Raw genomic sequence first — 25,699 nt, forward strand, 5'->3', positions numbered from 1 at the left:
TATTACGCCGGAAGATCAAACAGATGCATTTACCAGTTGCTTCTCTGTTTGTGTCAGGGTTCGTCAACTAGGAAAGACTCCCCATCTTCATTTTTTGATTTACGACGCTTAACTGAATTCGCTTGATGCTGCGGCCTACATTGCATCTCAACCTTTATTCAAGGCCTTTGTCACAGGGCTTCATGTCATAGCGGTTACCCATTATGCATGCCCGTCAGATTTCGGGATGAACTGGTAATTATCCCGTCAGGTACGTTTCAACCTGATGGACTTATTATAAATAATAACGTTGCTGTCTCTGGTTTATGGCCATGTAATCGCTTGGCTGCGTATACGTTGAGACAAATCCCGCAACAGAATAAAGCGCTTCGTGGCGCTCCCTAGATACATCAGTTGACTGCGTTCTCAAGCGTAGAAAAAATGGCTGATAATAAGGCGTAGCTTGCAGCAAGTAGTTATTCTACTTGCAAAAATTACAACGCAGATAGCAGCCATTTTAGCAAGCTTGTGAGCGTAGAGCATTTCACTCATTGGGTGAAAAACATGATAATAAAATCATCCAATTGCTCAAACAGTTACTCATATACTCAGCGTTCAACTGATGTTTTTAGGTTGAACAGATAAATGCTCAAATAGCACAAAATTTAATCCTAAAAGATCAACAGACCCTAATCAACAGAGATAATTTTGTTAAGCCCTTACATTGACATACTTTTGAAACAAACTTAATTTATATATGTGAGGAACATAGATAGAAATATGGAGATTAAATGAGAAGAAAATTAGTAAATAACGCGGCTCGTCGACGTATGCACAATAAGATTCGCCACATACGTACATTAAAACGTCAAAAACTATATTTTAATTTTTTAACGGCTAATGAACTACTGCAAAGCTAAGTTTGCTTTTGCTGTTTCAATAGCTTCTTTTCTTTACGTCGACGTTTAAAAAACTGACTCAATTGTTGTCCACATTCTTCAGCTAATACGCCGGATTCTACTTCAACCACATGATTCGCTGATGAATGTTGCAAGACATTCAATACCGTACCTGCTGCGCCCGTTTTTTCATCTTTTGCACCAAAAACAACACGACCTACCCTTGCATGAACAATCGCTCCGGCACACATTGCGCAAGGTTCTAACGTAATATATAAAGTCGTATCGATTAAACGATAATTTTCTAGCGCTTTGCCTGCATTTTGTAAGCAGAGGATTTCTGCATGTCCGCATGGGTTATGATCACCAATGCTCAAGTTATATCCCGTTGCTATAACTTCATTATTTTTAACCAATATTGCGCCTACTGGTACTTCTCCCATAGCTTCAGCTTGTTCGGCCATATTCATGGCTTGCTGCATAAAATGTTGGTCTTGCTCTGATTTCACAAAATTCGCCTGCTATTTATAAAAAAAGGCGCAAAATGCGCCTTTAAAAATTGTATATCAATCGAAAGCTTATTCCCACTCAATTGTCGCTGGAGGCTTACCTGAAATATCATAAACCACACGAGAAATACCATCGATTTCGTTAATAATACGGTTTGAAACACGACCTAAGAAGTCATAGGGCAAATGTGCCCAATGCGCCGTCATAAAGTCGATAGTCTCTACAGCTCGTAGTGATACTACCCAGTCATACTTACGACCATCACCCATAACCCCTACTGAGCGCACGGGTAAAAATACGGTAAAGGCTTGGCTAACTTTATGATAAAGATCGGCGGCATGAAGCTCTTCGATAAAGATGGCATCTGCACGACGAAGCAGATCACAATACTCTTTTTTCACTTCACCAAGTACCCGCACTCCAAGGCCTGGGCCAGGGAATGGATGACGGTAAAGCATATTGTATGGTAAGCCGAGTTCTAAACCAATTTTACGCACTTCGTCTTTGAACAATTCGCGTAATGGCTCAACAAGACCAAGCTCCATATCATCAGGCAAACCGCCCACATTATGATGAGATTTAATCACATGAGCTTTACCAGTTTTGCTGCCTGCCGATTCAATCACATCTGGGTAAATGGTGCCTTGAGCCAACCATTTTGCATTAACGCATTTTTTCGACTCTTCATCAAAAATTTCAACAAATACATGACCGATAATTTTACGTTTAGCTTCTGGATCAGCTTCTCCTTTCATCGCATCTAAGAAACGATTTTCAGCATCAACGTGAACAATGTTAAGGCCAAAATGCTCACCAAACATTTCCATTACTTGATCAGCTTCATTCAACCTAAGTAAGCCATTATCAACAAACACGCACGTTAATTTATCACCAATAGCACGATGTAAAAGCATGGCGACCACTGATGAGTCAACCCCTCCTGACAAACCAAGTATTACTTCGTCATCACCTATTTGCTTTTTCAAGCGTTCTATTGCATCTTCAATAATATTGCTCGGTTTCCAATTGGCTTCGCACTTACAGATGTCTAACGCAAATTGACTGAGAATACGCAGGCCTTGACGGGTATGAGTCACTTCAGGGTGGAATTGAACCCCATAAAACTGCTTGTCTTCGTTTGCCATTGCCGCAAAAGGACAAGTTTCAGTACTGGCTACCGCAACAAACCCATCAGGAATTTCTGATACTTTGTCACCGTGGCTCATCCAAACGTCAAGTAAAGGCTTACCAACTTCACTTACTGCATCTTCAATGCTCTTAAATAATGATGACTGGAATTGTAATTCGATTTGAGCGTAACCAAACTCGCCTTCACCGATACCTTGGATCACTTTACCACCAAGTTGCTCAGACATGGTTTGCATGCCATAGCAAATTCCCAAAACAGGAACGCCTGCATTAAACACGTATTCAGGTGCACGAGGAGAGTGATCAGCCGTTACACTTTCAGGGCCACCAGCGAGAATAATACCGTTTGGAGCGAATTCTCTAATGTCCGCTTCAGAAACGTCCCATGCCCAAAGCTCACAATAAACACCAATTTCACGAATGCGGCGTGCAATTAATTGCGTATATTGAGAGCCAAAATCTAAAATGAGAATTTTATGCTCATGGATATCGTTCATGTTCTACCTTTGTTTTTTATTTTTAATTCAGACCTAAAAAATAAGCGGCACTGTGGCCGCCTAATCAATGATGCTATACACCAGAGCGATAATTTGGTGCTTCTTTGGTCATGGTCACATCGTGCACATGAGACTCGCCCATACCTGCAGAGGTGACTTTCACGAACTCTGCTTTAGAGTTCAGCTCATTAATCGTTGCACAGCCTGTTAGTCCCATGCATGAACGTAAACCGCCCATTTGCTGATGAATGATTTCTTTCAAGTGACCTTTATACGGTACTCGTCCCTCAATACCTTCTGGTACTAATTTGTCGGCAGCGTTATCCGTTTGGAAATAACGATCTGACGAACCTTGAGACATGGCACCAAGCGAACCCATACCACGATAAGATTTATAAGCTCGACCTTGATACAACTCAGTTTCCCCCGGCGCTTCATCAGTACCAGCAAACATACTGCCAGCCATAATGCATGAAGCACCTGCCGCCAGCGCTTTAGCCAAATCACCGGAAAAACGAATACCACCATCAGCAATCACTGGAATATCTAAATCTTTGAGCGCAGCAGCGGCATCTGATACCGCAGTAATTTGTGGAACACCAACACCCGTAACAATACGAGTAGTACAAATTGAGCCCGGTCCAATACCCACTTTTACCGCATTAACACCAGCTTCAACTAACGCTAATGCGCCTTCTGCTGTCGCGACATTACCGCCAACTATTTGCAGTTCAGAATGCTTAGCGCGAGTTTCTCGAATGCGCTGCAATACGCCTTCAGAGTGACCATGAGATGAGTCGATAAGCAGGACATCAACACCAGCTTTAACTAACGCGTCGACACGTGCTTCGTTACCAGCACCAGCACCAACCGCTGCGCCCACTCGTAAACGACCGAGTTCATCTTTACAGGCATTCGGTTTCTGCTCGGCTTTCTCAAAATCTTTAACTGTAATAAGTCCTTTCAACTCAAAGCACTTATTGACGACGAGTATTTTTTCTATGCGATTTGAATGCATTAAGGTTTGAACTTCATCCAGCTCAGTACCTTCTGGCACAGTGATAAGGCGTTCTTTGGGTGTCATCACTTCAGATACGGTGCGGCTCCAGTCTGTAACAAATCGCACATCACGGCCTGTAATAATTCCAACTAGCTCATTAGAATCATTAATCACTGGGTAACCTGCAAAACCGTTTCGACGGGTTAGCTCTCGCAAATCAGTTAAAGTGGTTTCAGGAGTCACAGTAACTGGTTGCTGAACGATACCAGCTTCGTAAATTTTCACTTTACGAACTTCTTCTGCTTGCTGCTCGATACTCATATTTTTATGAATAAAGCCCAAACCACCTTCTTGCGCCATAGCAATAGCAAGGCGAGCTTCTGTTACGGTATCCATAGCTGCAGACACAATAGGGATATTAAGTTGGATTTTATTAGTTAAGCGAGTATTTAAAACGGCAGTATTTGGGAGGACAGTTGAATGCGCAGGCACGAGTAATACATCATCGAATGTTAGCGCTTCTTTTTTTAATCTTAGCATAGCAACATCTCCCTCAGTGTAGGGTGGAAGGTAAATATTGCGCCGGGATTATACCTTGCATATTGTCCTTGGTAAATGGTAATGCATACTTTTTATTCTTGTTAGGGGCTGTTTATCTTTCGTGATTATTTTTGCAGCGATAACTTGGTTGTTTTATACAAGACAGAGCTTGTGCGGTTTGGTATTCCAAATAAGCAAGCGATAACGCAGTAGAAATGACCAATTTACGCTGTCTTAGATGCTTTTGAGCGTTCACTGTTCTGTGTTGTAACCCGTTTACTTAGATGACTAAGCTTCACTGCTTACGCCTTGAACCTAAAAACATCAGTTGAACGCTGAATATATGAGTAACTGTTTGAGCAATATGATGATTTTATCATCATGGCATTCACCCAATGAGTGAAGCGCTCTACGCTCACAAGCTTGCTAAAATGAGTGCTATCTGCGTTGTAACTTTTGCAAGTAGAATAAGTACTTGCTGCAAGCTACGCCTTACTATCAGCCATTTTCTCTACGCTTGAGAACGCAGTCAACTGATGTTTCTAGATTGAACAGATAAACGCTCAAATAGCACAAAATTTAATCCTGAAAGATAAACAGCCTCTAGAGAGGTAAAAGCATTCTGATAACAGGAAACAGTGTTTTACAATCCCTTAAACCTAAAATTTCGAATTAAATCGACTTTCAAAGAGGAATAGGATAAATGAGAAGTTATTTCTACACTAGGTAACTGTACGCCATTTACAACATCATAAGTATAACATCCTGAAGAAAATGATAGATTCAAGTCAGCTATATGCTCCATTGAAATTATTAAAATAGGCTTATCTTCAGGCCACTCAGTAAAAGCAGGCCAAACATTTGCAACAGGGTTAACTGCCAATAATATATCATGAGACTCTCGATACTTTATAATTGCACTTTTGGCGTCCATAGCTTCTGTTTTGAATACACATTGTTCAAGTAATTTTTCATCTGGCTTATGAAAATTGATACTGCTGTTAGAAGTGTCCGATGTTAGATCCTTTGCATAAGAAATCTCCTCATCAAGATATTTCTGAAACCCATCTTCTTGCAAGGTAAGGCTAAAATGATGACCACTATCAGTTGCAGTCACTTTCACTTTTTCAAAGTTTAATCCAAATTCTTTATTAATCGCCTTGGCCCACCACCCCATGCCCGACCCGACCTCAAGAACGTTATGACAATTTAATTCCAAAAAAAATGTACGGATAGATAAAGCTATTTCAGGGGTTATTCCCGCAAAATAACAAAAATTAACAACAAATTTATCAAGACACATTTTCAACTTTTCAAACTGAGCATTCTCAAAGCTACATTTTACGAGGCTAGATAAATCACGGTGTTTACCTTTTAGAGGATGTTCAGGCGCAACCCGTGTAGACAAATAAGTTTTCAACACTCTCCAATCGGCTAAGTCCGATGGTATTTCTTTTTTTCTAAGCGAATTTATCTCTGATTTTAAAGTATGAAATTCATTAATTACTTTTTGATCCCTTGAATGCTGAACAGCAAAATCACAGAGTTCACAAGTTTCATCAATGGCTGATGATTCCATGGAAAAAATAGTATAGGGGAACGCTTGGGGACTCGCTATAGACATATTCTGTTTCTTTATTCGCTTAAAAACATTTAAATTTTATACATTTCCCTCTAGTCCATATAGTTAATATTTTTTAACGTAATAAATAACTTGAATACTGAATTATAGAAAAAATAAAGGTATTCTTGCTTTGAAACTAACAACTACAAAAAGTATCAAGTCATGACAAAAACCATTTACACCGTTTCACGCTTAAACGGTGAAGTTAGGCGAATTTTAGAGGGGGAAATTGGCCGAGTATGGCTCAGTGCTGAGGTTTCGAACTTTTCAGCACCTAATTCAGGGCATTGGTATCTCACTCTAAAAGATCATTTCTCTCAAATCCGCTGTGCAATGTTCAAAGGGAAAAATCGCAGTGTTAACTTTCAACCAAGCAATGGCCAACAAGTATTAGTTAAAGGCAATATTAGCGTCTACGAGCCTCGAGGTGACTATCAACTCTTGATTGAAAGTATGCAACCCGCTGGTGATGGTTTGTTAGCTCAACAGTTCGAAGCATTAAAAATGAAATTGGCCGCTGATGGTCTATTCGCTGCAGACAGCAAGCGAGCTATACCAAAGGTCATTCAACGAATTGGTGTTGTCACTTCAGCAACGGGAGCCGCTGTAAGAGATATACTCCACGTCCTACAACGACGAGATCCATCTATCGAAGTTATCATTTATCCTGCACAGGTTCAGGGTGACAGCGCAGCCACTCAATTATGCGACGCAATTGATGTTGCCAACCAGCGAAATGAAGTTGATGTCATTTTGCTGACTCGCGGTGGTGGCTCAATGGAAGACTTATGGTGCTTTAATGATGAAGGTTTGGCTCACACTATTTACAACTCTGGATTACCTATTGTCAGTGCTGTCGGACATGAAGTTGATACGACCATCAGTGATTACGTCGCGGATATTAGAGCTCCAACACCTTCGGCTGGTGCGGAATTATTATCTAAGGATGTCAGCAATAAAGTCCAGCAACTAAGCAGTTTAAAAAGCCGTCTGATCCAATCATACAAACTTCACACATTACAACAAGCTGGAATACTCAGTGAGTTTAGCCATCGTTTGCAGCGTCATGAACCACAAAATAAATTACAGCAATGGCAACAGCGATTTGATGAAATCCAGCTGAAATTGAATTCAGCCATTAATCAAAAATTTCATCATGATATTTTAAAGCAGCAACAGCTAAAGAATCGACTGAACGAGCAATCTCCCCATCATCGTGTCAAGTTATTGTCAGAAAAGCTCAATTACTTAGATTGCAAATTGAGTGACTCAATCAAAGCAAAATTAAAACAAAGCCAGCTTAAATTGCAACAAGCAGGTCATCAATTGAATGCTATCAGCCCCTTAGCTACGCTCAGTAGAGGTTATAGCATAACAAGCGACAACAATGGATGTGTTATCACTGAAGCAGCTTCATTAAAACAAGGTGATGAACTAATGACTCGGTTACACACTGGCACTGTAATCTCGTCAGTTGAGCAAATCCTTCATGAAGATTATTATCAGTAACTAAACGCTCAACTCAGAGCTATGTATGCGCACAAAGTACAAACGAAATTGGTGAAAACATAGTTATTACCGACATACAAAACTGTCGTTATTACATTGCTACGTTGAGAAAATTTTGTGAAGTATTCTTTATAAACCAAAGTGTGCGCATACAAGCTCCAGAAGGGCAAGGCTAAAGGCTTCCATTACTGCGTTACACGTTCTTGAATTATCCCGACAAAAGCACGAAGTGCGTTGAACGCCAGCTTTGTATGGCGGCCGTAGGGAATATAGTACTTCAACCTAAACGTTCATGATAGGCATAGATGTCATATGCGTTTACTTTGACTACTATTTTTCTATCACCCTACACCATGAAAATTGTATTCGCTGAGATTTGAAGATTATTTCCAACCTAAGCTAAAGGCGAAGTGATTTTTAGCTTTTATGCTTTCACTAACAGGCTTGGGAATAGGTGTTAGCGGCTATTTTTACGGTAAAAACATCAGTTGAACGCTGAGTATATGAGTAACTGTTTGAGCAATTGGATGATTTTATTATCATGTTTTTCACCTAATGAGTGAAATGCTCTACGCTCACAAGCTTGCTAAAATGGCTGCTATCTGCGTTATAACTTTTGCAAGTAGAATAATTACTTGCTGCAAGCTACGCCTTAATATCAGCCATTTTTTCTACGCTTGAGAACGCAGTCAACTGATGTTTCTAGGTTCAAACATGGCCTTGTACTGAAAACCTTTATCTCTTGCTGAGTGAGAGATTAATTACTGTAATTGGTATTAGCATTCTCAGATACCACTCCTTATGACATCTAATTTTGAAAAACATCTTTTTAGTCCATAAAAAACATAGTGTTAACTTTAATTAATCTAATATCTACTCTCTTTGAATTAATATAGCTATAGAGTTCAGAAAGTTTGGCCTTTTTGTGGCTAAACTTTACGAAAATGGACGATAACTGTGCAAGCCTTAGTTGATCCAAAGCTATTTATCTTTGAGTTGTTTAAATCTCATCAGGCAAGGTATTCACCTGCGATAATTTCAATAGTGACACCTCAAGGTTGGAAGCCAGAATACAGCTTAAGCGTTAGTTCTGATACAACAAAATTGAGCTATGAATGTGTAGAGTACTTCCATAATACTCACACTGTGGACTCCTCTCATTGCGAACATCTTTCTATCGATACCAAAGAGTCTGAGCAAAGCTATTTAGTCACTTTGTCTAAAACAACAAATCAAGTTACGCCATCTGTTCAATCGAGTTTATCCATTACGATTTTAAAATTTCACGATCAACATAAAACAATAGTCAGCACTCCAAGTGATGTTCAACATACAGAGTTGAGCAAAAAGCTTTCAGAACTAAAAGTGCAGTTAGTGAACCAAGCAATACAGTTCATTATAATTACATCAACACAAAGTGATATATTTCCATTAGTTACTGGTTCTTATATTGATGGCTTGATCCCTGATCAAGAAAAGGAAAATGCTAACTTTTGCATCAAGATCACTGATGTATCACAGCCAAACCTCACTATCGTCACAAAAGACAAAGAACAACTACAACAAGTAGCTACGACCCTTGCTAAGCTTATAGGTCAATATCACAAGGAAAATCAATCGCTAACATGCTATTCAGCTCAAGGTAGTGAAAAACAGACCTCAGTGGTGCTTACTTACCAACAAGAACCATTTTTTAAATTTTATCTTACCTATCCCACAGAGTATTTATCAGCGGAGCATGTGAAAAAGTGCACATTCCAAGCAACAAAATCGGCAAAGCCACTGCCCTTTCGTACGTTGAAGCATGTCGATCTAGAGCTGCTTGAAATTTCCGAGCAGCTAGGGCGCGAACGAGTCAATGCTTCAACCCTTGATATTATCGCCACTAGAGTTGCTGTAATTAATGATATTTCAGATAAAAACAAACAACTCTTTGATGCGGTAGTAGCAAAATACCAAAAACTTCACTTAGGCTCTGCCCCTAAAATCGATCCGATAACTCCAGCATTAATTCCTATGTCGTCAGTCCCTATGATATTTTCTCAACCGGATCTGCTCTATTTACAGCCTACATATCCAATGCTTATGCCATTCCCACTCGTTCAGTCACCTCCTACTCAACACCATGAAATACAGATAATTTCATCATCACAACCTCTGCAATCAAAGCAAAAAAAGAAACATAGCGTCTCCAAAGAAATAAAAATCACTGAACAAGTTTTAATAAAACTAAATATCCTTGCTCGAGAATCTATCACTCGAGTTGAAATGAACTATGCCAGTATTCAACATTTATTTGCTCAAAAAAACTCATCGAGAAGCCCTTCGCCTTCGACTTCCAAATCTAGAGTTAGCCGACTTAAAAGCATGGAGGAGAAATCGTCAAGACGAAGCTCGGGAGCACGAAAGAAACATAAAAAGGAGGAAAAAAAGAAGGCAAGACAAGAGCAAATGTTTACTTTATCTGGAACTGACGACGCTATAGCGTCACTTAAGTTTATTACCCAAACTTTGGTTGAAGAAAAGTCAAAAAAAGAATCACAAATGGATGAACTCTCCAGCTTATTTTCTCCATCAATTGCAGCTGATTTCATTGCATTAACTGCATTAGAAAATAAATCGGGTGTAATCACTCACACTTTTCCTTCTTTGCCATATCTTGGTATCGTAGAGTGCCAATACGCAGGAAAAACTGAAACTCATCTTGATGGCACAAAACGTCACTTCCAATCTGAAGACCGCTATCAAGTACTCGCAGCACAATGCTATCCCATAAGCGTTGCTATGCTTCAGCACTTTTTAAGTCGCCATGGATTAGAGAAGGCGGACTCAATCAAGATTGCAAGTTTGATTTCTGCCCTATTATTAAGATTTACGCAGTATATAAACATCAATGACGGCGAAAAGTTAATAGAGTTAACACAACTGCTTTCAGATGCAATTAATCACCTTGCAACCTTCCAAAATACACCGACATTTTCCATCAATGCTTGGCGTTCTCTCTGTCATACATTATTAATATTGTTATTAGATAAAAGGCTCGTTATTACAGCGACACACAAACAAAAGATATTGCAGGTCGCCACAATTCTCTTGGAGACATCGATAGCCCATGAACAGTATGATTTATGTGCTGGTATTACCTATCATTTCAGCCAACACTGGGGTAAATGGCACCCAAGCAAAAAATCTATAGCCACTGAAGCACTATCACATCAAATAATGGCCTTTGTTACTCTCGTGGACACAACGCTAACTTTCAACAAAATCACAAACCTAAACTTGGCACATAGAGCGAAAATTCAATGTGAGCTTATATCACTTATTGAGGATACTCATCCTGCTATTATCTCAGAAGAAAACGATAAACTTGAGCTCGTTGAATTAAAGAAAAAAGCACAAAAAGTTGCCGATGAAACATTAAATGATTTGATTACACTTGATACATGGGCTGAATCAGAAGCAGACAAGCAATCACAAAAAATTGAAGAAATTGCACGCGAGCATCATAATAAATTAAAACATAAAAAGAAGAATAAAACTCAAGGACACTCTTTAGCATCGGCGACTCAAAGCAGTCCAGACCTAACATCAGAAGCCGGATCATCAATTAGTTTTGGCACATCAGAAAGTGAAAACGAATCATTTGAAACATCACAATATGAAAATGAAACAACGAATATAGCAGTAACTGCACCGTTAGAAGTGTGGAAATCCCATGTGAACAACGCATTAGAAAAATATCGCCTACTCGATACTGCTGGTGGAGAAAAGCTAGAACAACAAGCACTTCAATGTGCAGATTCATACATTAATAAAGCATCAATATTAACAGAGTGCTCCACGACTCGGTTTCTAAAACATAAAGTTGCTTTAAAGAAGATGTGTGCATTAGCCAAGGCTTGTCATACGATCAAGAAAGATATGATAAATCACCTTTCTCAAGCACAGAGTTACTCTAAGGAAAGGTTTCCAAGCAAAGCAGCAGGGATAACATGGTTGAAAGGTAGAGCAATTCCCGAAGAAGAAAGCTTCACACTCCTCTTTGAGCGTTTCCAGCAGCAACAAGACATTGTGCAGATCTCGAACGTAGTGACTAAAACCATCGAAAGTTACCATCAAGCTTTATCCTACTTTGAAAAAGCCACTGAGGATGATAAATCTGACTATGCTGATTATGTTTTTGGCACCATTAAAGTGGCATTATTTGAGCTTAATGAGCAGCAACAACAAATCATCAATGCCAAATCAAACTTAATAGAAGCCATGAATAAAAGAAAAGCTCTATTTACTCATCTTGCCATTTATGGTGGTGACTTTAATCTGCCGCAGCCTACACAATCGGCTTGCCTTCACACATTCCAAAAAAGCGCTTACAGTCTCATGAAAGAAGCATTTAAAGAACAAGCGCAGGATTTATCTGCGCTATATAGTACAGCAGGTCAATATAAACGTGACATAAGTGAGCTTTTTAAAAGAATGCGAGAATTGGAGAAAGCCCAATAAACCTGAGCTAAATTGTTATGGCATCAAGCAAACTCTACTCAAGATCGTAGCGAGCAAGTAGTAGAGTTCGTTCATCCAAATAAAAAACGGCCTATTTATCCCAAATAAACTCTCTGAAATGCGTACGGCAAACCGACTCGTAACTCTCATTACCTCCAATAGCGACTTGCTCTCCCTCACTCATTACATTGCCGTTGCCATCAAGCCTAACCACCATGTTTGCTTTACGACCACAATGACAGATCGTCTTTAATTCAACAAGCTTGTCGGCCCAAGCCAGTAAATAACGACTACCTATGAATAATTCGCCTTGAAAATCAGTACGCAACCCATAACATAGCACTGGAACGTTCAGATTATCGACGACATGAGTTAATTGTTTTACTTGCTCTTTTGTCAAAAACTGGCTTTCGTCTACCAACACACAATGGATAGGAGTAGCTTCAATTTCTTTTTGAATGAGATCGATTAAATTAGAGTCTGCATTAAAAATACTGGCTTCTGTTTCTAAACCAATTCTTGAAGATACTTTACCAACACCGTATCTGTCATCAATTCCTGCAGTTAATACTAATGTACGCATGCCTCTTTCACGGTAATTGTATGAAGACTGTAATAAAGAGGTCGATTTTCCGGCATTCATCGCCGAATAATAAAAATATAACTGTGCCAAAAGACGATTCCCTTTGTTTTTCTGATTACCCATTAAGCTCTGGCAAAGTTACTGTGGGTTAAATAACTCATTAAGAAGTTTAGTTACTATATCGTCATACCCGCGTAGGCTGGTATCTAGTGTTTTTCGAAAAAACGAGAAAAGTATTAGACTCCATCCTTCGCTGAAGTGACGACAGAGTTCACTGAGCTTTGTAAGTAATCAGATAGTTTTTTTAATTAGTGAATATCATACCAGTATTCATATGCTTCACCAGCTTAAGTCAGGCAATATTCTTCTTTGACTTTGAAAATATCAAAAGCATACTAGGGGCTGTTTATCTTTCGTGATTATTTTTGCAGCGATAAATTGGTCGTTTTATACAAGACAGAGCTTGCTTATTTGGTATTCCAAATATGCAAGCGATAACGCAGCACCTTTGATTTAGAAAGAGCGACCAATTTACGCTCTCTCTTTTTTCGATGCTTTTGAGCGTTCACTGTTCTGTGTTGTAACCCGTTTACTTAGATGACTAAGCTTCACTGCTTACGCCTTGAACAGATAAACGCTCAAATAGCACAAAATTTAATCCTGAAAGATAAACAGACCCTAGTACTATTAGTCCAGTAGCATTTTAAAAAATCAAGCTATCAAATGCTATTGACCGGAATTCTAATTAATACCAATTACAGTAATTAAATGCTCAACTCAGAGCTATTATGTGCTCAAAGTGCAATCGAAATTGATGAAGACATAGTTGTTACCAACATACAAAGCTGTCGTTATTACATTGCTACGTTGAGACAGTTTTGCGTAGTAATTTGGACACATACAAGCTCCCGAAGGGTAAGGCTAAAGGGTTCCATTACTGCGTTACAAGCACTTGAATTATCCCGACAAAAGTACGAAGTGTGTTGAACGCCAGTTTTGCATGTCGGTAGTCTAGTGCCTTTGCTTTTTCTATAGAAAGCCACTGGATACCAGCCTTCGCTGGTATGACAAAGATTGCTACTTTCTAAATCGCTAGCTCCCTTAGCTCTTATTGAGTGAGAGATTATTGCAATTAATTGTATAACTAGCAGCATGGAACGCACTCAATTTTGTAATGACAAAGAGTGGTACCTTATGAAGATTAACAATTGGGTAGTGATTATCATATTCACTATTTTTCCATGTTGCTTATTCGCAGCAAGCCCCGCATCTAATGCGCTTACCCAAAAACAAGAACCGGGTGGAAATCCTCTCGATGCTGACTTAGCCATCAATAATCCACACGAATATGCATGGAAACTATTTTTCTATTTAAACCGACAATCACAAACTGGAGTTGCAGGCGTTCCTGATCCAGCTCAACATGGAATTAGTGACTATCAAGATGACATTCCAACGGTGTGGGAAAGTTGGGCAAATGAAACAGGCAGTATCTTCATTTTGCCTCGGCAAGCGAATACCAGTGAAGTTTTTCTTGAAAAAGGCACCAAGCCACTACCATGGGAGCAATTACCTAGAGATCATAAACAACCAAAATTCCTTGAGCCATCATTATCATCCGCGCTCCCTAACACACCGTTGAGTAATTTTAGCCCACATTACGTTGCTCCAGAGGTCTCAACGTTAAATGACTTCGAGGTTAGGATGAATCAGTCACTCTACAATCAAGTTCGTGATGATCACTTATATAGCGTTGAAAGTTTACAAGAAAAACTTAAAGCCATTCAAAGCGGTGAAGAAAATAATGCCATTGTTTTTAAAGACGATGCCAAGGAAATCAAAGCCGCTTGGGTTAAAATTACCGAAGAACAAAAAAATCAATATCATTGGAGAATAATTAACACTACTGATGAGAATGGATCACATATCTCTGAACTATGGGGACTTGCGGCACTGCACATTATCACTAAAGATATTTCCAATTGGTTCTATTGCGATTTTGAACACAAAAGTTTAATCCCCCAAGAAGAAAAAGATGGTCGACCTTTAAAAGATCCCACTACCACGGGAATTACAGCAACTTTTGGTAAAAATGGCATTCGTGACGAAACGATAGGCACTAAATGGGAGAACTATCGTCTAAAAGGCGTCCAAACGGCATTTTTAGATAATACTGGACGACCAACTCGCCTAGGAAACACCTTAATTGAACCAAAAGATGAAGGTATTTCATCTTGTATGAGTTGTCATGCAAGCGCAAGCATCGGAAATAACACGAGGTTTTTAGGCCGAGGAATGCCTTTCCAAGCCTCACATATTCGGCCTCAACATATTAAAGGCTTACCCAACCCGAAAGATTTTCTCGATGAAAATGGCAAACTTCTCTACTTAGGGATGCTGCGACTTAGGTTATACCGACGTATAATCCAAACAGAGTAATTTACGGTTGCAGCCAAATGTCTACTTCAATTTACCTTTCTAGTGAGTCCAAAAGGATAATTAAACTTGCATCCAGTAAACTTCATGGGATGGAGAAAAGAGTTTTTATGGCCGAAGTATCCAAAACCTTCTGCTGTGGGAGTCCACGCTTAACTGAAACAGAATTTGGCTGGTGTCGAAAGGCTGTTGCGCTTGGGCTTCATGAACAAGAAACGGGCTTCGAGTGTTTCGGAAACTATGACGGAAAACCTCGAAGTGAAGTGAGTCAGCCTCAATTAGAAATAGATATTAGAGCGTTAGTAGATCCTGAATCGCAAGCCGACCCGAAGTTTAAAAATACGTTTGTGTATACCCGAATTACAGCGAAAGGCGTCAGAAAAAAGTTAATTGAAGAAAAAGGCTGGCTACCTGAAGAATTACCTAAAGAAAGAACCATTAACGACATATTAAATCGACTGGGATACAGACTTCGACGAGTCCAAAAAACTAAACCCCAAAAAAAATTCCTCAAACAGACGCTATCTTTGAAAACGTAAACAAAATCAATAAAGAAACAACCGGTAATAAAAAAGTCATCCGTATTAGTATCGACTGTAAAGCGACAGTTAATGTTGGTGAGTATTCCCGTTACGGTAAATCTCGTAGTGCTGATGCTGTTCAAGCGTTGGATCATGATATGGAAATAAAAAAGAAAATGATCCCGTTCGGAATTCTTAACCTCGACAATGATCAACTTCATGTTTTTTATGGCAACTCAAATAAAACAAGTGACTTCATTTGTGACGCACTTGAATGGTGGTGGGATTCAGTTAAAAGTGAAAATCTAGAAGTGGAAGAACTCATTATTTTTTCAGATAATGGTCCTGAAAATAGTGGCTGTCGTACTCAATACCTGTTTAGATTAGTAGCGTTTAGTGAACAATCGAAACTCAAGATTCGAAACGTCTACTACCCGCCATACCACAGTAAGTACAACCCGATAGAACGAGTCTGGTCATCGTTAGAGAGGCATTGGAATGGCACATTACTGAGTACAGCCAAAACGGTAATAGAATGGACAAAAACAATGACATGGAAAGCGATGAGCCCAGTAGTCAATTTAATTGATAAAATTTACTCAAAAGGAGTCAAGCTCAATAACAAAGAAAAAGAAGAGCTGGAAAGTAAAATAGTCAGAAATAGTGAATTACCAAAGTGGGATCTTACAATCACTCCAATTGCGGTAGATTTTTAAATGCTAGATCCCTTAGGTACTGACTTTTTATGGTCAATTCCATTTAGAGTACGATCTATCCATTCTAAAGATGAATAACCTGAGTTCTACGTAAGTAAAACTCTACAGTACAGCTAATTATGTGGACTTAAGCGTTCAGCGTTAATTGCTTAAAATAAAGCCGACTCTATTAATGCTAATTTCAGTACATTATACCAATTACAGTAATTAATATCTCACTCATCAAGAGCTAAAGGGTTTCAGTGCAATGCGCAAGCTCGGAGTACTATATCCCCTAACGGCCGCCATACAAAACTGGCGTTCAACGCACTTAGTGCTTTTGTCGGGATAATTCAAGTGCTTGTAACGTAGCAATGTAATAACGACATTTTTGTATGTCGGTAGTCTAGTGCCTTTGCTTTTTTCTATAAACCTAAATAAATCAGTTGGGAGCGTTCATATACGCAGAAAAAATTACTGATAGCAAGGCATGAATAGCAGCAAGTAGTGGTTCTACTTGCAAAATTTATAACGCAGCTAGCGGTGGTTTTGGCAAGTATATGAATGTTCAGCACTTACTTGATGGGTGAATTAGGGTTGTTTAGTTTTGTATTTAACTTCAATAGATTAAAGCTAAATTGTGCGTTCAACCGATTTATTTAGGATAAAAGTCACTGGATACCAGTCTTCGCTGGCATGATAAAGATTGGTACTTTCTAAATCGCTAGATCCCTTACAATTTATCAACCATCGAAGACAAAGAATTGGAACGTGAATGTGCAATCCCCTAGGCGCTGTCAGCTCAAATACTTCAATCGCTGCACAGTTAGACTTTCAGCCTCAGCAGGCAAACCTTGAATCAAACACCGTTGATATTGACGGTCAGTTGTTTAGGGTCAGCCTGCTTGGGCAATATGATGCATTCCTCAAATTTATTCGTGATGAAGAAGTAACGAAAAACCACGCTGAACTGGAGTTAACGGATAATGTAGCGAAGTTACCAGGAGCAAATTTTGATGAAAAATTAACAGGCGTGATAATGCGGGCTGAGCAACAAGGGAAGGCCATTCTAGCTCGGGACACCAAAGGCAGGGAGGATTATTTTGCGCGACTCGAAAAATTAAAGACGCATATTATTGGTCAGGTCAATTTCGCTCAACAATTACCGGATGATGCCTTACTTTTTCTTGTTGAATTTTCAAACAGGCTTGACGAAATGAGACTCTGGCCTGAGTCACAGCAACTGCTTCATCTCGGTGCCTTTCCTATGGCGGTTGAAAGCGAAGGTGAATGGCGGTGCATAGACGGTCTTCGAATTCGTTTGGATTTGTGTGATAGGCCATCGACAACGATTTTTAATTTATTGTGTCGGGATCAAATGAGTGACGCATTACTGAAGTTAACTTCAAAGGTTAAGTCTGCCAATCGTGTACATTTAGCGGCGGCGGTGCCTTGGGTGCTTACGGGGATTGACTCTCAGAAAGACACTCATTTTAAGTTACCGCTGCACGACCTGTGTGCGTCAGATATTTATGATTTACTTCTCACTGCTCCAGAAGATTATCACCGCCGTTTATTGAGCAGTATTGACGATTATATGGAATTATCTCAGCAGGTATTATCTCTGAAAGAGCAATACCTTCAGTATGAGAATGATAATCTGCTAATGGAAATGGATGGCATAGTTGAACGATTAAAGGGAAATGCTTGGACTGCGTTATTAAAACTGGCTCCTAACCATTTTTATGATGGAAGCCAGACAAGAGAGAGTATCAGTAATGAGATTTCAAAGCGTATTCACACAAACCAGCAGCTAACACATTTTTTAAAAAGTGCATTTACACCGGAAAAGCCTGAGCTAACGGATTACACTGACAATGTCAGCCACTGGTGTGAAAAACTTTATTGTGGTGATTTTTGTGCGTTGGCAGCACTGGTTGTTTACTGTCTTCCCGTGCTTGATAAACGTCCGTTGATGATGTGTTTATTGTCACATACATGGCAGAGGCTCTACAGTGATACGTTATGTAGGCACCTTGAACAGTTAAAAGTTCAGTCGGAGTTTGTCACTGTTTGGAGTAAGCAAATTGTTGAGCGATTAACTGAATTTAATGCAAAATACGATGATGTAGTAGAAAAATACCTGAATAACAGAGAGTGTTGGCAAACCTTACCGTTAAACCGTAAACAAGACTTATTGCAGCAGTGCATCTCAGGCGGCGTCAGTTTTTCTACAATACAGGCGCTTCGTAACTCTGGAGCAGATGAGGTGCATTTAAATTCACTTGATTGGCGAGCTTGGGTAAATTCAAGAGACTGGCCAAAATTAATTCATTTATTGAGTCATCAGGTTAATTTCAATGAGGTAATACATTACTCTTTACCAATCCTTAAAAATGATAATCAACTGTTGCATATCGCAGCGTACTTTGGGCGAGCGGATGTGGTGGAAGCATTATTGAAGACTCAGGGTATTGAGGTTAATAACGCTAACGAAAACGGGTATACGCCACTGCATGCGGCTTGCCGTCTTGGTAAGGAGAAAGTGGTGAAGGCACTGCTGAATTATAAGGGGCAGAACCCTGAAGCTGACATCGGGCTGACTAGGGAGCATTCAGAAACTAAGAATACGCCACTGCATTCGGCTTGCATTGCCGGTTACGATGGTGTGGTGAAGTTACTGCTGAATTATAAGGGGCAGAAGGCTGAAATCGTGCTAACCAGGGAGCATTCAATATATAAAAATACGCTACTGCATGAGGCTTGTATCGCCGGTCATGATGGTGTGGTGAAGGTGTTGCTGGATTATAAAGGGCTGCACCCAAAGGTCGATATCGGGCTAACCAAGGGGCATCCAAAATCTAAGAGTACGCCATTGCATGATACTTGTATCAATGGTCATGATGCTGTGGTGAAGGCATTGCTGGATTATAAAGGGCTGAACCCTAAGGTCGATATAGGGCTAACCAAGGAGCATCCAATATCTAAGAGTACGCCATTGTATGAGACTTGTATTAATGGTCATAATGCTGTGGTAAAGGCACTGCTGAATTATAAGGTGCTGAACCCAGAGGCTGATATCGGGCTGAGCAGAGAGCATTTAACATATAAAAGTACGCCACTACATGCTGCCTGCAACCTTGGTAAAGAAAAGGTGGTGAAGGTACTGCTGGATTATAAGGGGCAGTACCCTAATGCCTATATCGGGCTAGCAAAAGTCCACTCCAACATCCCTAATACGCCACTGTATGAGGCTTGTGTCACCGGTCATGATGGCGTGGTGAAGGTATTTATGGATTATAAGGGGCTGCACCCTAAGGCCGATATCGGACTAACCAAGGAGCATCCAATAACTAAGGGGACGCCACTGTATGATGCTTGTATCGCCGGTCATGATGGCGTGGTGAAAATACTGTTGGATTATAAGGGGCAGCACCCTAATGCCGATATAGGGCTAACCAGAAAGCATTCAAAATATAAAGATACGCCATTGCATGCGGCTTGCTGTCTTGGTAAAGAGAAGGTGGTGAAGGTACTACTGGATTATTTATCCATACATCCGATAGATTCTATTCGATTGTTTAGTAAGGAATTTGTAATGTCACCGCTAAAACTGGCAAGTAGATGTAAGCATGAGGTTGTAGCTACTCTCATACTCAAATGGAAAGGTATTGAGCTGGTGTCCACAAAAGATAAAATAAGTGTGTTCTTTGCGAAAAAATAAAAACTGTAAGCGAGTGAAGATGGCGTCCCCCACTCGCCTATAACTATTAATGCGAGCATAATGGAATGATTTTTAAGTAAAAACTTATGTCAAAAATAATTTAAGTGACTAGGGTCTGTTGATCTTTCGTGATTGTTTTTGCAAAGATAAATTGGTTATTTTATGCAAGGCAGAGTTTGTGAGGTTTGGTTATTATCGACATACAAAACTGTCGTTACTTCGTTTCCAAATAAGAAAACGATAACGCAGCAGAAATGACCAATTTACGCCGTCTTAGATGCTTTTGAGCATTCACTATTCTGTGTTGTAACCAGCTCACTTAGATGGCTAAGCATCACTGCTCACGCCTTGAACAGATAAATGCTCAAATAGCACAAAATTTAATCCTGAAAGATCAACAGACCCTAGGGTTCTAGCGATTTATAAAGTACCAATCTTTGTCATGCCAGCGAAGGCTGGTATCCAGTGACTTTCATAGAAAAAAGCAAAGACACTAGACTACCGACATGCAAAGCTGTCGTTACTTCGTTTCCAGCCTGAGCTGGAGCGACGAGAACTCATCGGTATACCAGACATTGAGCTCATCCATTAAAAAAACAAAATTAATGAATACTTACTCATTTTTTCGTTGTGAAAATGTTCATATTAGTTAATTTTAAGTAAAACATAGATAAAAAGTGATTTCTTATTGACCCTTGACCACATAACTATTCCGTGTGCACAATGTCAGGCATACTTTCTTCCGCAACTTTCCTTAAGCAATTACAACGCTGAAAAAATTCATACAGAATTGCCTTTATTTTTATGCTGGAAAACTCGGAATTATACCAATTACAGTAATTAATCTCTCACTCAGCAAGAGATAAAGGTTTTCAGTACAAAATGGGTAATCAGGTAAATTTATCCAGAAAACGATCACCTTGATGTTATGAATGTTGAGATAACGTGTAATCACAAACAATCCATTACGGAGAGCTCGTCCTCATGGTTCGCGACATTTTTAAGTGAAATGGTTTTTTGCTGGATATCATATGCATTATCTAGTTGTTTGACTAACCTACTATCGACATCACTGCTTATTTTGCTCAGCATAATTGTTAACTCTGAGAGGGTGAACTCCTCAATGCGGGCTAACAGCACCTCAACGTCTTCTGCACCCAGTTGAGGCTTATCTAAAATTGGGTTGGGGTTTGCTTCAGGCGGTAAATCTACAAATAAACTTCTGGCCCATTCCTCATCAAACTCACTTAATTGCACAGGCTGATTATCCTTGCTTACCGAGGGAGTATTCAAAAAGTCATCGCCATCCATTAAAGACAAAATTGCCTCCTCTTCACCATCTTGGCTGACACTCGTTTCCATAGGCTCATGCTCTTGCGCCGTGTCACTCGTTGTTGCACTATCGTGATGCCATGAAACGAGCGGTATGTTTTGGTACTGCACGGATGAACTTAATCTCTCTCTTAATTCGCTAGGTATGTCGGCGAGGGAATATTTCTCAACGAGCGCTTTTACTGTAGGAGTGCTCAAAGAGTCTGCATAATACACAAGATTGCGGCGGACTTTCTGGTTCAAGGGCAAGCCTTTTTGCACACACTTTTCGATGATGCCCAAATTAAGCCAACTTTCCTGCTCTACTTCCGTGTTGATTGTGGCTGTTGACGTTTGCTTTTGTGATAACCGTTCCTCTCGTCGTGTAACGTAAGTACTGACAACTCTTTGTTCATTGCTGTCAGCAAACTCAACCGGAAAGTCACTACTTAATGTATCAATAAACAAAGAAAGCTCATCGGCAGACCAGTTGCGGATAGTGATACTTTTTGGACTACTTTGGCTTAACTGAGGAAATGGCAGCTCAATCACTTCCTCATCAATATTGAGCAGCGTCATTTGTGCTTGAGTTATATGATAAGGAGTCGGGGCGCTGGCAAAGGATAAGCTGAACCAATAACAAAAAAGTACCATGGGGCAATCTGTTTTTTTTGCTAGTGTATCAATGCATAATGTGACCCCTTTATCTGTATTCATACTGTCGGAAGATACACTAAACGTCACAGCATTTAATGTTGTAGGATGCTTTACTGGCAAGACTAACCCTCTGGTGACCAGCCCAAAATTCAGTGTGTTCATGGTTTTTACTTTGGGTTTTCCTGTTGTGTTTAGATACTGACCGTAATCTTTCCCTGCTAAGCAAAGGGTATAAAACTTCTTAGCTGGTAATGACATTGATAATTGATATAGGTCATTAGCAGTACTGAACACTTGGCATAACACCCCGCAACAGTTGGTATCGTTAATCAATCTCTTAGTTTCAGGCGTAGGTGAAAGCAGGCAGGCCGCAATTAAATACGCCTGAACCTGATTCACATTTTCATCCTCAACGCCCTTTAGGACGACCGGATACAATGTCTTATCCCATTGTTCTAATGTGGGACGTGAGCGAGTTACCCTACAAAAACGGAAGTAATGGCTTACACTCTCATGGCTCTGACGTTTCAAGTCGAGCGCACTGGATAGGATGGTTTTATTGAGTGGTTGACTGAGCAATCCTTCCCAGCGGGAGGATTCACTCACTTTCTTAGCGCTCATCGGGCGGTTTCCCTCTGGGCAAGGCGCATTTGCAAAGAACAATTTTAATCCCAGCTGACCGTTAGCAAAACTGATTTTACCGAGAACGCTCAATATCCCTTGATGGCTTTCTATTGCGCATGGAAACGTCAACCCCGTTATTTTTTTCGTGCTCAACGAGCAGTAGTTACGCAATTTCATAAGCATCTCAGGCTCACCTTTAATGGCCAATGCTAACGCTTTTAGCGATGTTAACTCATCATCGTTATCGCAAAAGTGAGTGAGCAGTTTGGCGACGGGTGAGCAGGAAAAAGCTTTTTCCACAGCTTTAAGAGATGATTGTTTCCACTCTTGAATGCAGAGTTGCAGTAGTTGATCGTCGGGTTGACCATCAATGCTTAATAAAGAAAGTAGGTGAGTTACCTCACCCTGTTTCGGCGGCAGAGGGAAAATCGAAAAAACACAAGCTAGACTGATAAGGTGGATTCTACCATTTTGCTGCAATGCAGGATTTTCAAGCAAGCAAAACCAGCCATCGGCATCATCAGGTCGACTCATCACCTTAACTAATAACAACCTATACAAGGGCAGATTTAACGTGCCGTCCTCCTGCAGTTGTGGCAGTTTCAGCAACTCAATAAAGCGCGTCATCGTCGCTTTATTAGGCAGACCGCAGCAATGAAATATCGACGACAGGGATTTGAACACCGGGAGGTTTAATTTGCCACCTTCCTGCAGTTGCGGCAGTTGCAGCAGCTCAATAAAGCGCTTCAGTGCCACTTCGTCAGGCAGACCACGGCCATCAAATATCGACGACAGGGATTTGAGCAGCGGCAGGTTTAATCTGCCGCCCTCCTGCAGCTGCGGTAATTCCAGAAGCTCAATAAAACGCCTCATCGCTGTTTCGTCAGGCAGGCCGCAGCCATTAAATATCGACGACAGGGATTTGAGCAGCGGCAAGTTTAATCTGCCGGCCTCCTGCAACTGTGGCAGTTGTAGCAAATAAATAAAACGTGTCATTACCTTTGCGTCAGGCAGACCATGACCATGAAATATCGACGACAGAGATTTTAGCCGCGGCAGGCTTAATCTGCCGCCCTCCTGTAGCTGCGGTAATTCCAACAGCTTAAGAAAGCGTACCATTGCCTTTTCGTCAGGCAAACCACGGCCATCAAATATCGACGACAGGGATTTGAACAACGGCAGACTTAATCTTCCGCCCTCCTGTAGCTGCGGCAGTTCGAGCAGCTTAATAAAGTGCGCCATTTCCACTTCATCAGGCAGACCGCGGCCACTAAATATCGATGACAGGGATTTGAACAGCGGCAGACTTAATCTTCCGCCCTCCTGCAGCTGCGGTAATTCCAGCAACTTAATAAAGCGCATCATGGCCGCTTCGTCGGGCTGCCCGCAACGACTGAACATCGATGACAGGGATTTGAACAGCGGCAGGTTTAATCTGCCGCCTTCCTGTAGCTGCGGCAGTTCCAACAGTTCAATAAAGTGCGCCATTTCCACTTCATCAAGCAGACCGCGGCCACTAAATATCGATGACAGGGATTTGAACAGCGGCAGACTTAATCTTCCGCCCTCCTGCAGCTGCGGTAATTCCAGCAGCTTAATGAAGCGCACAATTTCCACTTCATCAGGCAAACCGCGGCCATTAAATAACGACGAAAGGGATTTGAACAGCGGCAGGTTTAATCTGTCGTCTTCCTGCAGCTGCGGTAATTTCAGCAGCTTAATAAAGCGCACCATTTCCACTTCGTCAGGCAGACCGCGGCCATTAAACATCGACGACAGGGGTTTGAATCGCGGCAGGCTCAATGTTCCGCCCTCCTGCAGTTGCGGTAATTCCAGAAGATCAATAAAACGCCTCATCGCTGTTTCGTCAGGCAGGCCGCAGCCATTAAGTATCGACGACAGAGATTTGAACAGCGACAGACTTAATTTGCCGCTCCGCTGCAGCTGCGGCAGTTCCAACAACTCAATAAAGCGCGTCGTCGATGCTTCATCAGGCAGGCCGCGGCCGCTATATATTGACGACAAGGATTTGAGCCGCGGGAGGCTTAACTTGCCGCCCTCCTGCAGTTGCGGCAGTGTCAGCAACTTATTAAAGCGCGCTATTTCAACTTCGCTTGGTAGACCACGACCATTAAATATCGACGACAGAGATTTAAGTAACGGAATATTTAATGTGTCGCCCTCTTGCAATTGCAGCCGTTTTAGCAACCTATTAAAGTTCTTTATCGTCGATACGTCAGGCAAACCGCATTTATGAAAAATTGACGAAAAGGTTTTCATTGGTTGGGTTTTCGCCGCCAAAACAACGTGCTCATCACTGAAATTAAAGAACTTTTTTATCGTGCGCTCATTAACTATGCTGGTAAAAAAGCCGGTATCTTTTACCTTTGTATCGGCAATGTTTATGAAAAAAAAATTTAGTTTATTGCTGTACTGAGCTCGTTGCGTTTCGGATTCAACTTCGACTTTTGATAATAATTTTGTGAATGCAGATTTAACTTGAATGCCTCTGCTATTCATTGCTAGCTGAAGTTCTTCTGGTAGCTGATAATCCTTCGATACTAAATAACATTTACTCGCCGGAGTTGTGATATGCAATTTTTTAGGAGCAGGGTTGCCTTTATTATTAGTACTCACTCTCTTACGGTTTGTCTTCTTAGCGTTATTTGAGATCGAGAGGCTGTCACACATGGAACTGGAAGTAGCATTTGAAGTGGAGGTGAGTGCCATGTTTTTTACCTTTTTTAAGGACAGAAAAGTACAGATGTTTTTGAGTTTATATAAAGCCTCCCTCTTAAACTCAAGCCGCAACTAGCCGTTGGGATTCAAAATGGTAGATGTCATTTAAAATGAGGACAAATGAATTTTTTTTTAGATTTACAATCTGCGACAAGGAGTTAAGGGGACAAAGTAAATAATTCTTAAAGCCATGAAT

Annotated in this window: 10 protein-coding genes and 1 pseudogene; 5 read left to right on the forward strand and 6 right to left on the reverse strand. The window is 40.6% G+C overall.

From position 1 onward, the window contains the following. Positions 1-895: 895 nt before the first annotated feature. From tadA to E2I05_RS16350, 4 genes are all read right to left on the reverse strand, one after another. Positions 896-1,387 carry a tRNA adenosine(34) deaminase TadA gene (gene tadA / locus E2I05_RS16335; protein WP_279387042.1) on the reverse strand — a complete coding sequence of 164 codons (492 nt, stop codon included), beginning with the start codon at positions 1,385-1,387 and terminating at the stop codon, positions 896-898. Between the two features lie 69 nt (positions 1,388-1,456). Continuing rightward, positions 1,457-3,034: a glutamine-hydrolyzing GMP synthase gene (gene guaA / locus E2I05_RS16340; protein ID WP_121854593.1), complete on the reverse strand. Its 1,578-nt coding sequence runs from the start codon at positions 3,032-3,034 to the stop codon at positions 1,457-1,459. A gap of 73 nt (positions 3,035-3,107) precedes the next feature. After that, on the reverse strand, positions 3,108-4,574 hold the full coding sequence (guaB, locus tag E2I05_RS16345) for an IMP dehydrogenase (RefSeq protein WP_121854592.1): 1,467 nt from the start codon (positions 4,572-4,574) through the stop codon (positions 3,108-3,110). A gap of 643 nt (positions 4,575-5,217) precedes the next feature. Further along, on the reverse strand, positions 5,218-6,198 hold the full coding sequence (locus E2I05_RS16350) for a hypothetical protein (protein WP_145964476.1): 981 nt from the start codon (positions 6,196-6,198) through the stop codon (positions 5,218-5,220). Positions 6,199-6,360: 162 nt separating this feature from the next. Here E2I05_RS16350 and xseA point away from each other — a divergent pair, with 162 nt between their 5' ends. Then, positions 6,361-7,707: an exodeoxyribonuclease VII large subunit gene (gene xseA / locus E2I05_RS16355; RefSeq protein WP_121854590.1), complete on the forward strand. Its 1,347-nt coding sequence runs from the start codon at positions 6,361-6,363 to the stop codon at positions 7,705-7,707. Positions 7,708-8,664: 957 nt separating this feature from the next. Then, the gene (locus E2I05_RS16360; protein WP_121854589.1) at positions 8,665-12,213 is read left to right on the forward strand and encodes a hypothetical protein; all 3,549 of its coding nucleotides are present in this window, start codon (positions 8,665-8,667) and stop codon (positions 12,211-12,213) included. A gap of 91 nt (positions 12,214-12,304) precedes the next feature. Here E2I05_RS16360 and E2I05_RS16365 read toward each other — a convergent pair whose 3' ends face one another. Next, positions 12,305-12,886, reverse strand: coding sequence for a thymidine kinase (locus E2I05_RS16365; RefSeq protein ID WP_121854594.1), 582 nt, complete (start codon positions 12,884-12,886; stop codon positions 12,305-12,307). Positions 12,887-13,990: 1,104 nt separating this feature from the next. On the opposite strand from E2I05_RS16365, the gene E2I05_RS16370 reads away from it, so the two are divergent. The 3 genes and pseudogenes from E2I05_RS16370 to E2I05_RS16385 all read left to right on the forward strand — a co-directional run bounded on the left by E2I05_RS16370 (position 13,991) and on the right by E2I05_RS16385 (position 20,172). Then, positions 13,991-15,235: a hypothetical protein gene (locus tag E2I05_RS16370; protein WP_121854588.1), complete on the forward strand. Its 1,245-nt coding sequence runs from the start codon at positions 13,991-13,993 to the stop codon at positions 15,233-15,235. A 107-nt stretch (positions 15,236-15,342) separates the two neighbouring features. Beyond that, positions 15,343-16,469, forward strand: a pseudogene (locus E2I05_RS22680) (ISAzo13 family transposase). A 754-nt stretch (positions 16,470-17,223) separates the two neighbouring features. After that, a complete protein-coding gene (locus E2I05_RS16385) occupies positions 17,224-20,172 on the forward strand; it encodes an ankyrin repeat domain-containing protein (protein WP_133309752.1) in 2,949 nt (982 codons plus the stop codon). 951 nt (positions 20,173-21,123) lie between these two features. On the opposite strand, the gene E2I05_RS16390 is transcribed toward E2I05_RS16385, so the two are convergent. Continuing rightward, a complete protein-coding gene (locus E2I05_RS16390; RefSeq protein WP_121854891.1) occupies positions 21,124-25,494 on the reverse strand; it encodes a hypothetical protein in 4,371 nt (1,456 codons plus the stop codon). Positions 25,495-25,699: the final 205 nt, after the last annotated feature.

The organism is Parashewanella spongiae, assembly GCF_004358345.1.
Lineage (GTDB): Bacteria > Pseudomonadota > Gammaproteobacteria > Enterobacterales > Shewanellaceae > Parashewanella > Parashewanella spongiae.